The organism is Nocardioides stalactiti, assembly GCF_014180715.1.
In the GTDB taxonomy this organism is placed as follows: Bacteria; Actinomycetota; Actinomycetes; order Propionibacteriales; family Nocardioidaceae; genus Nocardioides; species Nocardioides stalactiti.
The window spans coordinates 1-13,001 of sequence record NZ_JACEFC010000120.1 but is presented as its reverse complement, the minus strand read 5'-3'; the positions used below and the strand labels follow the sequence as shown (position 1 = coordinate 13,001).

The following is a 13,001-nucleotide window of genomic DNA, read 5'->3' as shown; positions in this document are numbered from 1 at the left end:
CTATCACCGCCGTCGACGGCAAGCTGGTCTCGGACGTTTGACCCCGATCGAATACGAGTTGATCATGGCCCCAACCGCCACCCAGGCGGCCTAACCCCAACTGTCACCAGTTCGTGCAGCAGACCCAATAGCTTCGCGATGGTTCGGGTTTGGTCCTCGTTGGCGTCGTTGACGAGCGCGATGGCTGCTAGCAGTTGGATGGCTTCGGCCGGTGCTTTGGACCGGCGAAGGAACGCCCGGATCTGGTCCCTTAGCGCTTGCCCGGTCCAGACGGCTTGCCAGGCGCCTTGCTGAACGAGAAGGTCTGCGAGGTTGAGCGCCCATGCGGGACGCCCTTGAGCTTGCTGGAGCAGGTGAGCAATGACCGAGGTGCGGGTGATGCCGCGCTCGCGAAGGAGGGTTCCGATTTCCTCGACGGTGAGGAGGTCCACCTCGAGGACGAGTGCATCCGGGAGGTGGTCTGCGCTGGCTTCCTTCTCGTGGGGCCAGCAGGTGACTGCGACGCGGAACTTGAGCTTTTCCGCGCGCCGAGCGTGCAGGAGGTGCTCGATGTCGTCGGTTCGGCCGCCGGCGTCGTCCACAACGACGAACTCCGGCTTGGTAGCGAGGAGGTCGTCGAGCAGCCGTTCAGGTGCGGTGTTCCGTTCGAGGAACAGTGCCCCGGGCAGCCTTCCGGCAAAGTGGCTCTTGCCGGCCCCGGGGACTCCCCAGAGGATGAGGTCCTGGTCGGAGTTCGCGGCTCGGTCAAGTAGTTCGTCGCGGCCGAGGGTGGGGAGTTGGTGCTCGTCCGGGCGCGCTCCGCGGGGTGAACGGGAGAGGCTGAACGCGCCGCCTTCGATGTGTAGAATCTTGCGGCGCCAGTCGGGGTCGTCGCGGAACGCGTTGGCGAACCAGGAGCGGTCGTAGACCTGGATAAGTTCGCACTTGAACTCCTTGGCGATGGCGCCCAGCTTGATGCGCTTTTGTCGGTTGACCTCGGCGAGGTTCGCGACGACGACTTGATCGACGCGCCTCTTGTGGTCTCGGGCCGACTTCAGGCTCCCGCGGAGGCTCTTCTTGGCTCCTTCCCAGGTGCGGGATGAGGTGATGACGAGGCCGAGGACCTGGCCGTTCGGTTTGACGAGCTCTGCGTCAAGTCCGTGGTCGGTTCCGCCTGTCACGGGAACAAGACCGGGGTAGTCGTTCCCTATGAGCGCGGCAGCGCAATCCTCGAAGTCGGATTGCTGCAGGCGGTATCGGGTGTCGTTTAGACGTTGGTCGATACGGTCGAGCAGGTTCACGATCGGCGCCTACCTACCTCTCAACTCGGTCCCGCTTTCGGACAATCCAATTTTACGAGGCGGCCCGATCGGCGGCCGCTGCATCACAAGGCGGAATGCACGACGGTCGCCACACATCTCGGCTAAATGAACAGTGTCGGAGTCCGTCGCAAAGCGGCGCCTGTGGGTTGCTCCTAGCGGTGCAACTGCGCTGCGCCTGCTCCCGTGCGTCAATCTGGGCGGTCGGACGCATGTGCGACGGTCAGTTGCCCGCCGACGATCACTCGCGTGTGCGGGTGCTGGCGGACGAGTGGCGGGTAGCGTCAGCACCATGAGCGACGAGCCTGTCAACGGACCCGAGCAGCTGGCGGCCTTTGCGGCCGAGCGGGAACGCCTGCGCGCGTCGTACCTCCGTCCGAGGGGCGAGCGGCCGGCGTCGACCGCGCGCGGGCTGCACCACACGGCGCTCATCAGCAGCGACGTCGAGCAGACCATCCGCTTCTACCAGGACCTGCTGGGCTTCCCGCTGACCGAGCTCATCGAGAACCGCGACTATCCGGGGTCCTCGCACTTCTTCTTCGACATCGGCAACCAGAACCTGCTGGCGTTCTTCGACTTCCCGGGCCTCGACGTCGGTCCCTACGCCGAGGTCCTCGGCGGTCTCCACCACATGGCGATCTCCGTCGAGCCCTCTCTGTGGGACGAGATCGTCGCCCGCCTCGTGGAGGCGGGGGTCGACCACGTGATCCACAGCGAGGTCTCGGTCTACTTCACCGACCCCGACGGGGCGCGCATCGAGCTGATCGCCGACCCGCTCGGAGAGATGTACGGCGACCAGGTGCTGTGATCCCAGGTAGGTCCGGATTCGACCCAGGTAGGTCCGGATTCGGCGTCAGCGGGCGCGCCGGACCGCCTCGATCGCGGCGAGCGCCCGCACGTGCTCGACCTGGGTGGCGGTGTCGCCGACCATCGGCACCAGCAGGAACGTCGTGACGCCGGCCGCCTCGAACGCGTCGATCTTGGCCGAGATCGCCTCGGCCGTGCCCATCAACGAGATCCCGTCGACGAGGTCCTGCGGGACCGCGGCGGCGGCCTCCGCCTTCTGGCCGCCGAGGTAGAGCCGCTGGATCTCGGCAGCCTCCTCCTCGAAGCCGTAGCGGCACGCGAGCTGGTTGTAGAAGTTCTTGTCCTTCGCGCCCATCCCGCCGACGTAGAGCGCGAGCATGTCGCGGACCCGCTGGACGGCGGCCTCGTCCGGCTCGCCCAGGAAGAACGGCACCTGGAGCATGATGTCGAGCGGCCCGAGCTCGGGGTCGCGCTTGGCCAGGCCCTTGGCGAGCGGCTCGCCCCAAACGTCCGCGGCCCGGCCGGGGTGGAAGAACAACGGCTGCCACGACTCGGCGTGCTCGGCGATGAGCGCGACCGTCGTCGGCCCGAGGCCGGCGACCGAGACCGGGATCCGGCTGCGGACCGGGTGGTTGATGAGCTTGAGCGGCTTGCCGAGCCCGGTGCCCTGGTCGGGCGGCAGCGGGACCGTGTAGTTCTTGCCCTCGTGGACGAGGACCTCGCGGGCCCACACCTTGCGGCAGATCTCGATCGTCTCGCGGACCCGGCCGATCGGGGCGTCGTACGGAAGCCCGTGGAAGCCCTCGACGACCTGGGGGCCCGACGCGCCGATGCCGAGGGTGAACCGGCCGCCGGAGACGTGGTCGAGCCCGGCTGCGGTCATCGCCATCAGGGCGGGCGTGCGGGAGTAGACCTGGAGGATGGCAGAGGCCAGCTCCATCTTCTCGGTGCGCGCCGCGAGGTAGCCGAGCGCGCTCACGGCGTCGAAGGAGTACGCCTCCGCGACGGCGATCAGCTCGAGGCCGGCGGCCTCGAAGTCACCGATGGCGGCGGCGGTCTCGGTGAACCCGCCGGAGTAGTCGACGATCATGCCGATCCTCATGTGTGGGCCTCTCTCTCGTGCTGAAGGGTCATCGTGTCTCGCGGTGCTGGGCCGTGGTCGGGTTGGTTCAGAAGATGAGGCGCAGGAGCCGCTCGGTGACCTTGCTGTACGGCGGGTAGACGACCCGCAGGTCGGGCTTGCTGGGCCGGCGCAGGTGGGCCTTGCGGTGGCTGAACGTCTCGAACCCGAACTTGCCGTGGTAGGACCCCATCCCGCTGTTGCCGACGCCGCCGAAGGGCAGCGACGGGACGAGCACGTGCATGGCTGCGTGGTTGGCGACGATCGCTCCGGCGGCGACCTCGCGCCGGAAGGTGTCCTCGACCTCGCTGGACTCGGTGAAGACGTAGGCCGCCAGCGGCTTCGGGCCGCTGCGCACCTTGTCGATCGCGTCGCCTGCGGAGTGGACCGTCACCACGGGGAGGAGCGGTCCGAAGATCTCCTCCTGCATGATCGCCGCGTCGTGCCGAGGCTCGGAGACGATGGTCAGGTCGACCGCGCGATCCGCCGGGCTCGACCCTCCGCCGAGGACGACCGTGCCGCCGTGGTCGGTGAGCAGGCCCGCGAGCCGCTCGGCGTGCCGGGTCGACACGATGGGGAGCGACCTCCCCCCGTCGCCGCCCGGACTCAGGTCCGTGAAGGCCTTCGTCAGCTTGGGCAGGAACGCGTCGCGCACCCGGACGTCGACCATCAGGTAGTCGGGCGCGATGCAGGTCTGGCCGGAGTTGAGGAGCTTGGTCCAGGCGATCCGGCGCGCGGTGACGTCGAGGTCGGCGTCGGCCGCGACGTACGCCGGGCACTTCCCACCGAGCTCGAGGGTGACCGGGGTGAGGTGCTCGGCCGCGGCCCGCATGATCGCCTTGCCGATCTCGGGACCACCGGTGAAGAACGCGTGGTCCATGCCCTGGACGAGGACGTCCTGCGTCACCTCGGGCCCGCCCTGGACGACGGCGAACGCGTCGCGGTCGAGGTGCTCGGCGACCAGGTCGGCGATCACCGCCGCCGTCGCCGGCGCGTGCTCGCTGGGCTTGAGGACCGCGCAGTTGCCGGCCGCGATGGCCGCGACCAGCGGGCCGATCGTCAGGTAGACGGGATAGTTCCACGGCCCGATGACCAGCACCACGCCGAGCGGCTCGTAGTCGTACCAGGCTTGGCCGGGGAGCTGCGAGAGCGGCACCCGCACCCGCTGCGGCCGGTCCCAGGAGCGCAGGTGCTTGCGCGCGTAGCGGGCCTCGGCGAGGGTCGGCGCGATGTCGCCGAGGAAGCTGTCGGTGGCCGGGCGGCCCAGGTCCTCGGCGAGGGCGGCCGCGATCCGCTGCTCGCCCGAGGTGAGCATCTCCTCGACCCGGCGGAGCTGGTCCAGGCGCCACTCCAGCGGGCGGGTGCGGCCGCCGGCGAAGGTCGTGCGGAGCCGCTCCACCTCGACCGCGCTCATCGGGAGGCCTCCTTCGGCGCCGTGATCCGGTCGTCGTACGACGCCCGTGCGGCGGGGTCGACGGACAGGAACGCGTCGTAGGCCCCCAGACGGCGGTTCACGAGGTCGCGGATCCCGCGGCCGAGGAGCGGCTGGGTCCGCAGGATCGGCCCGACGATCCGCGGGACGAAGACGTCCTTGCGCGGGTGCACGAACGTGTCGGCGATCGCGCGAGCGACGTCCTCCGGCTCGACGACGGGGATGAGCTTGGTCGCGGACGTCCCGGCGATCAGCTCGGTGTTGGTGAAGTTGGGCATCACGCAGGTGAACTCGACGCCGGTCCCGGCGTGCTCCACGCGGGCGGTCTCGGTGAGGGCGACGACCGCGGCCTTGGTGGCGCAGTAGGCCATCCCGCCGGGGATCGGGGCCTTGCCGGCGGTGGAGGCGACGTTGACGACGTGCCCGCGGCCGCGGGCGAGCATGCCCGGAAGGACCAGGTGCATGCCGTGCAGGCAGCCGAGCAGGTTGACCTCGACGGCCTTGCGGTAGGCAGCGGGGTCCTGCTCGACGAACCGGCCGATCGGCATGATGCCGGCGTTGTTGACCAGCCCGTCGAGATCACCGTCGGCGCGCGCCGCGGCCAGGAACCGGGCGAACGAGTCGTGGTCGGCGACGTCGACGGCATGGCCGCTGGCGCGCGGCCCGACGGTCGCTGCGGCTGCCTTCGCCTGGCCGGCGTCGAGGTCGCCGAGGACGACCGTCGCGCCACGGGCGTGCAGCTCCTTCGCGGTGGCGAGCCCGATGCCGCGGGCGGCGCCGGTGACGACGATGCGGACGCCGTCCAGGTTCTTCTTGCTCATCGAGCGCTTCCTTCCGTGGAGGTGAGGGTGAGGTGGTCGCGGAGCGTCTCGAGCTCGGCACGCAGGTCGTCGGCGATCTGGTCGCCGTCGGGCAGTCGCCGCGGGTCGGTGGTGACCATGAAGGTCAGCGACCCGGCATAGCTGAGGACGGCGACGGTGAGCGCGTGCTGGGCCGTCAGCGGCGTCGACCCGAGGATCAGCCGCAGCGGGCGGCCGAGCAGGTGGACCTCGACCGGCGGGCCGGGCACGTTGGTGACCGTGAGGTTGAACATCCCGCCCTTGAGCTGGACCAGCCGGTTGAGCGTCGCGGCGAGCGGCGCGGGGGCGAGCCCGAGCGTCGTCATCAGTGCTCCCGTCCCTGCCGCCTGGCGGGTCTCCTGACAGCGGGTCACCTCGGCGACGACCGCCGCGAGCCGGTCGTTCGGGTCGGGCTCGCCGACGGGCAGCGCCGGGTAGGTCATCCCGATCTGGTTGCCGAGCCCGCCGCGGGCGCTGGCGGCGCGCTGGTTCACCGGGACGAAGGCGTGCAGCTTGTCGACGAGGGCGTCGTGGCGCTCGAGGTAGCGGCGCAGGCCGCCGGCGACGACGGCCAGCACGACGTTGTTGACCGTCGTGCCGTGGGCCCGGCGGACGGCGTGCACGTGGTCGAGCGGCACGGTCACGTACGCCGTGCGCCGGGTCGGGCCGGAGTCCCCGCCGTTGAGGATGCTCGCCGGTGCCTGGCCGAGCAGTCCGGCGACGCCCTGGAGCCGCTTCACGGGGGAGGTCGGCGGAGCGGGCCGCGGAGCCGGTGCCGTCCTTGGCGCGGGAGGGGCGTCCGGGAGTGCCGAGTCGGGCGCGAGGAGCGCGGTGAAGATGTCGATGATCGAGAGCCCGTCGACCATGCAGTGGTGGACCTTGAGCGAGACGCCGAACCCGCCCTCAACACCTTCGACCAGGCCGACCTCCCATAGTGGCCGCTGGAGGTCGAGCGGCGCGGAGGTCAGCTGGTCGATGTGCGCCGCGATCTCGTCGTCGCCGCCGGCCCCGGGCAGCGCGACGCGCGAGACGTGGTAGCCGAGGTCGAACGCGTCGTCGTCCACCCAGGACGGCCTGGTCAGGCCGAACGGCGCCTGCCGGAGCCGTTGGGTGAACCGGGGGAGCGGGACCAGCCGCTCGCAGACGGCCGCGCGGAAGTCGTCGTACGACGGCGCAGGGCCGTCGAAGACGAGCATCCCGGCGAGCTGCATCCGGTTCTGCCGGTCCTCCACCTGGAGGAACGCGGCATCGAGGGCACTGAGGCGGTCGGGCATCGCGTTCTCAGAGGTCCAGGACCAGGCGGGCGGAGGTGGCCCGCGAGACGCACGGCATGAAGCAGCCGGCCTTGCGGTCCTCGTCCGTCAGCACGGAGTCGCGGTGCTCGGCGTCGCCCTCGATCACCACCGTCTCGCAGGTCCCGCACACGCCCTCGCTGCAGGAGCGCAGCACGAACAGGCCGTGGTCGGTCGCCACGTCGAGGACGGAGGTGCCCGCCGGTACCTCGGCGGTGACGCCGGACCGGGCGAACTCGACCTCGAAGGGTGTGTCGACGACGTCCTCGCCGATCGCCTTGGGCGCGAACCGCTCCATGTGCACGCTGCCGGTCGGCCAGTGCGCCGTGCGGCCCTCGACCGCGTCGAGGAGCGGCTCGGGCCCGCAGCAGTAGACGGCCGTGTCGTCGCGGGCGGTGCCGAGCACGGCGTCGAGGTCGAGGAGGCCGTGGGTGTCCTGCGGGTGCACCTGCACCCGGTCGCCGTACTGCTCCAGCTCGTCCAGGTAGGCCATCGAGGCGCGGGTTCGGCCCCCGTAGAGCAGGTGCCAGTCGGCGCCGGCGCGCTCGGCCTCGCGGATCATGCAGAGGATCGGGGTGATCCCGATGCCGCCGGCGATGAACTGGTAGCGCGGGGAGTCGACCAGCGGGAAGTGGTTGCGGGGGCCGCGGACCTGGATCTGCTGGCCCTCCTCGAGGCTGTCGTGCACGAATGCGGAGCCGCCCCGGCCGTCGCTCTCGCGGAGCACGGCGACCTTGAGGTAGCGGCGGTCCTGCGGGTCGCCGCACAGGGAGTACTGGCGCGCGAGGTCGGGGGAGAGGAGCAGGTCGACGTGCGACCCGGCGGCCCACGGCGGGAGGGTCGAGCGCGCCTTGAGCTGCAGCTCGATGACGCCGTCGGCGAGCGGGACCTTGCGCTCGACCGTGAGCGTCAGGTTGAGCTCGGTCGTGGGCTGGGCGAGTGCTGGGCTGTTCATCGGTTCCCCCTTGCCTGGGCTGGATTTCAGATATAACATAACCTATGTTTCATTCAGACGGAAGGGGAAAGTCATGACGATCACGCCGACGCAGCGGGTGCACGACGACATCGAGCTGTCCAGCGAGTCCTTCTGGGCGCAGACCGCCCGCCAGCGCGACGCGTCGTTCGCGACCCTGCGCCGGGAACGGCCGGTCTCGTGGCAGCCGCCTGCCTACGGATCGCTGATGCCGGACCCGGACGACCCCGGCTACTGGGCGGTGGTCGCGCACGAGGACGTCATCTCCGTGAGCAAGGCCCACGACGTCTTCTCCTCCTCGCCCGAGCTCGGGGGAGTGATGTTCGAGAACGTCCCCGCGGAGTTCCTCGACGCGACCCAGTCGATCCTCGCCATGGACGAGCCGCGGCACGGCATCACCCGGCGTCTCGCCCACGCCGCGTTCAGCCCGCGGCAGATCCGCCAGATCGAGCAGCAGATCCTGCACCAGGCCGAGTCGATCGTGACCACGCTGCTCGAGGAGGGTCCCCGTGACTTCGTCGAGCAGGTCTCGATGCGGCTCCCGCTGTGGACGATCTCCGGGATGCTCGGCGTGCCCGAGGAGGACCGGCAGCGACTGGTGGACGCGGTGGACGCGATGGTCGGCTACAACGACCCGGAGTACATCGGTGACCGCGACCCCTTCATGACCCTGTTCGAGGGCATGACCACGCTCCACGACATCGCGCAGAAGATGATCGACGACCGCCGTTCGCGTCCCGGCGGGGACGACCTGATGGCCGCGCTCGTCGACGCGGAGATCGAGGGCCACCGGCTCACCGACGACGACCTGAGGTCCTACTTCTGCCTCCTGGCCATCGCCGGCAACGACACGACCCGCAACACGACGAGTCACGGGATAAAGGCGCTGCTCGACCACCCCGAGCAGAAGAAGCTGCTCATCGAGAACTTCGACCGGGCCATCCCCGGCGCGATCGAGGAGTTCGTCCGGTGGGGCACCCCGGTGATGACCTTCCGTCGTACGGCGAAGGTCGACGCGGTCGTCGGCGGTGTCGACGTCAACGCCGGCGACAAGGTCGTCATGTTCTACTCCTCGGCCAACCGGGACGAGTCGGTCTTCCGCGACCCGTGGTCCTTCGACATCACCCGCAACCCCAACCCGCACGTCGGGTTCGGCGGCGGCGGTGTCCACTTCTGCCTCGGCAACCACGTCGCCCGGCTGCAGATGCGCGCGCTGTTCCGCGAGGTCCTCACCCGGGTCCCGGACCTGTCCCTCGGGGAGCCCGAGATGGTGACCGGTCACTTCATGCACGCGGTCAAGCGGATGCCGTGCTCCTTCTGAGGGCGAGAGGTAGGTCGCGCTACATTGCGATCGATGACGGGAACGGAGGTCCGCGATGCGCCTGCTCGTGACGCGTGACGACTACTTCGAGGCGGCGTTCCGGCTGCTCGGGACCCGGGGCTCCGGAAGCCTGAAGATCGCGGTGATCTGCAAGGAGCTCAAGGTCACCAGCGGCTCCTTCTACGGCTACTTCGGCAGCTTCGACGGTTTCGTCGAGCAGTTCCTCACCCACTGGGAGCAGACCCAGACCGACCGGATCGTGCGGCTGTCCGACCAGTCGCCGGACGCCGCCGGCCGGATCCACCTGGTCAAGGAGCTGACCGGTCAGCTGCACCACGAGGCCGAGGGGGCCATCAGGTCCTGGGCCCACACGAACCCGCGGGTCGCGGAGGCGCAGAAGCGCGTCGACGACCGGCGCCTCGACGCCCTGACCGAGATCCTGCTGCCGGCGGCGGTGTCCCGCGGCGAGGCGAAGAAGCTCGCGATCATGGGGATGACGCTGCTCATCGGCCTCCAGCAGTGGCGCAACCCGGTCACCAAGAAGGACTTCGACCTGCTCTTCGACGAGTACGAGGCGCTCCTGCTGGATCGCCTGGCCGACGAGGACGTGTCGCAGGCGAACTGACCGGCGCGGTCAGCGGTGCGCGGCGCCCGCTAACGTCCCCCCGTGGACAGATCAGTGCTGGTGACGGGCGCGGCGGCGGGAATCGGCCGGGCCACGGTGGAGCGGCTCCTCGCCGCCGGTTGTCGGGTGGGCGCCTACGACGTCGACACGGCCGGCCTCGCGACACTGGCTGACGACCAGGCCGACGCCGTCGCGGACGGCCGCCTGGTCACGGGACGGCTCGACGTCACGGACGCCACGGCGTGGGGCGAGCGGCTGGCGGAGTTCACGGCGCCGGTGGGTGGTGTGCTCGACGTGCTGGTCAACAACGCGGGCATCCTGTCCTCGGGCCGGTTCGAGGAGATCCCGCTGGCCCGTCAGCGGCTGATGGTCGACATCAACGTCGGTGGCGTCCTGAACGGCTGCCACGCCGCGCACCCCTACCTCGTGGCCGCGCCGAACCCGCAGGTCGTCAACCTGTGCTCCGCGTCGGCGATCTACGGCCAGGCGGAGCTGGCGACGTACTCGGCGACCAAGTTCGCCGTCCGCGGCCTCACCGAGGCGCTCGACCTGGAGTGGGCAGACCAGGGCATCCGGCTCACCGCGCTGTGGCCGCTCTTCGTCGACACCGGCATGGTCGTGGGCATGGACACCGGCACCACCCGCTCGCTCGGGGTCCGCCTGACCGCCGTCGACGTGGCCGACGCCGTGCTCGAGGCGATCGACGCGCCCCGCCGACGCCTGGGCCGCGGTCTCCACCGCGGGGTCGGCCGCCAGGCCAGGGCGATGCTCTCCGCCAGCAGCCTCACGCCGGCCTGGGCGCTGCGCGCGGTCAACGCCCGCTACGCGTCCCACTGACCCGCTGGACCGGGTCCGCAGCCGGGCCTGCGGGTCAGACCCGGATCGTGGTGCTCGCTCCCGGGTCGAGCCAGGTCACCCGGTCGGCGTACGACGACCGCGCGAGGACCGGCTCGGCGGCGTCGCGGTCCTGCTGGAAGTGCGACCAGCCCTCGTAGTGGACCGGGACGACGTGCTGGGGCTGCACCAGGTCGATGAGCTCGGCACCCTCGCGCGCGTCCATCGTGTAGCGGAGCCAGCCGGAGAGGTAGCGGAACCGGACCGAGCCCAGGTGCGGCACCAGGGTGCCGATCCGAAGGCGGGACGGGACCTCCCGCAGCGCGGGGTACAGGACCGTGTCGCCGGTGATCCAGAGCTCGCCGTGCTGCTGCCCGACCCAGGCGAGGGAGAAGCCTATGACCGGCCCGGTGATCGGGTCGCTACCGACCGGTCCGTGCCGGCACGGGGTGGCGGTGATCGTGATCGTCACCTTGCCCGGCGCGGTCAGTGTCGTCGTCTCCCACGGGGCGAGCCCCACACAGTGTGCGCCGAGTCGAGCGGCTGCCTTCTTCGTGGTGACCGTCGTGCCCCACCCGGGCAGGAGCGCCTCTGCCGACGGGTCGAGGTTGTCGCCGTGGTGGTGGTGGCTCACCAGCACGGCGTCGATGCGGCCGAGGTCCGACGCCTCGATCGAGGGGCCGACGAGCTTGCGCGACGTCGTTCCCCAGCCGAAGAAGTAGCGCTTCCCCGGTGGGTCGAACGTCGGGTCGGTGAGGATCCGCCAGCCGTCGATCTCGATGAGGGTGGTCGGCCCTCCGATGTGGGTGATCCTGACGTCGGACATGTCACCGAGGCTAGCCGTCGCGCGCACCGCAAAAATAGTTTCGGGACGGATGTCGAAGCGGGAGGATGCCGTTCGACGTACGGGGGAGAAGGCCACCGAGAAGCGGTCGGCCCTGACACGAGGAGCAGAGCAATGCCGCGTTTCCTGGGATTCGTTCGGATGGTCGAGGGTGGCGGGATGCCGCCGCAGGCGCTGTTCGACGCGATGGACAAGTACATCGGTGAGCAGGCGGGCGCCGGCCACTTCCTCGACGGTGGCGGGCTGTTCGGCACCGAGGACGCCGTCAACTTCGTCGTCCGCAAGGGCGAGACCACCCGGGTCGACGGCCCGTACGCCGAGGCGAAGGAGGTCGTGGGCGGCTGGGCGCTGCTGCAGTACGACACCCTCGAGGAGGCGATCAAGGGCCAGCAGGAGTTCGCCGAGCTGCACGCGACGTACTGGCCCGAGTGCGAGATGGTCGCCACGCTGCGCCAGGTCTCCGATGAGGCGCCGCAGCCCGCCGACGCCTGAGCGGTACGACGGGCGCGGCCACGCGGCCGGCCAGGAGGTTCGCCTCCTAGGCTGGCCGCATGGCCGAGCTGACCGAGGCGATCGTCGCCACGTGGCGCAGCGAGTCCGCACGGCTGGTCGGTGCGCTCACCCGGATGACCCGGGACCTCGACCTCGCCGAGGACCTGGCCCAGGACGCGCTCGTCAGCGCGCTCGAGAAGTGGCCGACCGACGGCATTCCGGACAACCCCGGCGGTTGGTTGATGACCACCGCGAAGCGCCGCGCCGTCGACACGTTCCGGCGCGCCCAGAACCTGCGCACCAAGACCGAGCAGATCGGTCACGGCCTGAGGGAGGACGACGGCATGCCCGACCTCTCCTCGCAGGTCGACTTCATCGAGGACGACGTCCTCCGGCTGATCTTCTTGTCCTGCCACCCCGAGCTGACCCCGGAGTCGCGGGCCGCCCTCACGCTGCGGCTGGTCGGTGGGCTGACCACCGCTGAGATCGCCCGCGGCTTCCTGGCAGCCGAGTCCGCGATGGGTCAGCGGATCTCGCGGGCCAAGAAGACCCTCGCCGAGGCACGCGCCGAGTTCGACCTGCCCGTCGGTGAGGAGCGGGTCGCCCGGCTCGACGACGTGATGGCCGTGATCTACCTGATCTTCAACGAGGGCTACACGGCGACGACCGGCGACGACTGGATGCGGCCCGAGCTCACCCAGGAGGCGATCCGGCTGGTCCGGATGCTCGCGGGACTGATGCCCGACGAGCCGGAGGTCCACGGCCTCCAGGCGCTGCTGGAGCTCCAGGCGTCCCGCGGCGCCGCCCGGCTGGACGCCGAGGGCCGGCCGGTCCTGCTCGACGACCAGGACCGCGGGCTGTGGGACGAGCTGCTCATCCGCCGAGGCCTCGCCGCCCTGGCCCGGGCCGAGACGCTGGCCGCGCGCGGTGCCCCGGTGGGCCGCTACTTCCTCCAGGCCGCCATCGCGTCGCAGCACGCGCGCGCGGCCACCGCGGACCGGACCGACTGGACCACCATCGCCCGGCTCTACGACGTCCTCGCCGAGGCGGCGCCCGGTCCGGTCGTCGAGGTGAACCGCGCGGTCGCCCACGGGCGAGCCGCCGGCCCCGACGCCGGCCTGGCC

Annotated in this window: 13 protein-coding genes; 6 read left to right on the top strand and 7 right to left on the bottom strand. The window is 70.5% G+C overall.

All coding sequences use genetic code 11. The features are described 5' to 3' along the window. Positions 1–62 precede the first annotated feature (62 nt). Positions 63–1,280, bottom strand: a complete 1,218-nt coding sequence (locus H0487_RS18835) for a hypothetical protein (protein WP_183095773.1) — start codon at positions 1,278–1,280, stop codon at positions 63–65. A 310-nt stretch (positions 1,281–1,590) separates the two neighbouring features. Between H0487_RS18835 and H0487_RS18830 the strand changes: the two genes are divergently transcribed. Continuing rightward, positions 1,591–2,106: a VOC family protein gene (locus H0487_RS18830; RefSeq protein WP_183095772.1), complete on the top strand. Its 516-nt coding sequence runs from the start codon at positions 1,591–1,593 to the stop codon at positions 2,104–2,106. Between the two features lie 45 nt (positions 2,107–2,151). Here the strand turns inward: H0487_RS18830 and H0487_RS18825 are convergent, their stop codons facing one another. From H0487_RS18825 to H0487_RS18805, 5 genes are all read right to left on the bottom strand, one after another. Beyond that, on the bottom strand, positions 2,152–3,207 hold the full coding sequence (locus H0487_RS18825; protein WP_183095771.1) for an LLM class F420-dependent oxidoreductase: 1,056 nt from the start codon (positions 3,205–3,207) through the stop codon (positions 2,152–2,154). A 67-nt stretch (positions 3,208–3,274) separates the two neighbouring features. Further along, entirely contained in the window at positions 3,275–4,639 is a 1,365-nt protein-coding gene (locus tag H0487_RS18820) for an aldehyde dehydrogenase family protein (RefSeq protein ID WP_183095770.1), read from the bottom strand. Then, a complete protein-coding gene (locus H0487_RS18815) occupies positions 4,636–5,478 on the bottom strand; it encodes an SDR family oxidoreductase (protein ID WP_183095769.1) in 843 nt (280 codons plus the stop codon). Before H0487_RS18815 ends, H0487_RS18820 begins: the two co-directional genes overlap by 4 nt. After that, positions 5,475–6,770, bottom strand: a complete 1,296-nt coding sequence (locus H0487_RS18810; protein ID WP_183095768.1) for a wax ester/triacylglycerol synthase domain-containing protein — start codon at positions 6,768–6,770, stop codon at positions 5,475–5,477. The genes H0487_RS18815 and H0487_RS18810 overlap by 4 nt, the downstream gene beginning before the upstream one ends. Positions 6,771–6,777: 7 nt before the next feature. Further along, positions 6,778–7,743, bottom strand: coding sequence for a PDR/VanB family oxidoreductase (locus tag H0487_RS18805; RefSeq protein WP_183095767.1), 966 nt, complete (start codon positions 7,741–7,743; stop codon positions 6,778–6,780). A 73-nt stretch (positions 7,744–7,816) separates the two neighbouring features. Here H0487_RS18805 and H0487_RS18800 point away from each other — a divergent pair, with 73 nt between their 5' ends. Genes H0487_RS18800 through H0487_RS18790 form a run of 3 tightly spaced genes read left to right on the top strand, consistent with a single transcriptional unit; the run spans position 7,817 to position 10,544 of the window. After that, the gene (locus H0487_RS18800) at positions 7,817–9,082 is read left to right on the top strand and encodes a cytochrome P450 (protein WP_183095766.1); all 1,266 of its coding nucleotides are present in this window, start codon (positions 7,817–7,819) and stop codon (positions 9,080–9,082) included. A 55-nt stretch (positions 9,083–9,137) separates the two neighbouring features. Next, positions 9,138–9,707 (top strand): TetR/AcrR family transcriptional regulator, encoded by a 570-nt coding sequence (locus tag H0487_RS18795; protein WP_183095765.1) that lies wholly within the window; start codon positions 9,138–9,140, stop codon positions 9,705–9,707. Between the two features lie 42 nt (positions 9,708–9,749). Continuing rightward, positions 9,750–10,544 (top strand): SDR family oxidoreductase, encoded by a 795-nt coding sequence (locus tag H0487_RS18790; RefSeq protein ID WP_183095764.1) that lies wholly within the window; start codon positions 9,750–9,752, stop codon positions 10,542–10,544. A gap of 34 nt (positions 10,545–10,578) precedes the next feature. Here H0487_RS18790 and H0487_RS18785 read toward each other — a convergent pair whose 3' ends face one another. Then, complete coding sequence (locus H0487_RS18785; RefSeq protein WP_183095763.1) at positions 10,579–11,367, bottom strand: MBL fold metallo-hydrolase; 789 nt, start codon at positions 11,365–11,367, stop codon at positions 10,579–10,581. Between the two features lie 132 nt (positions 11,368–11,499). On the opposite strand from H0487_RS18785, the gene H0487_RS18780 reads away from it, so the two are divergent. Further along, a complete protein-coding gene (locus H0487_RS18780) occupies positions 11,500–11,877 on the top strand; it encodes a YciI family protein (RefSeq protein WP_183095762.1) in 378 nt (125 codons plus the stop codon). A gap of 59 nt (positions 11,878–11,936) precedes the next feature. Further along, positions 11,937–13,001, top strand: a 1,065-nt coding sequence (locus H0487_RS18775; RefSeq protein ID WP_183095761.1) for an RNA polymerase sigma factor, incomplete at its 3' end; no start/stop codon positions are given.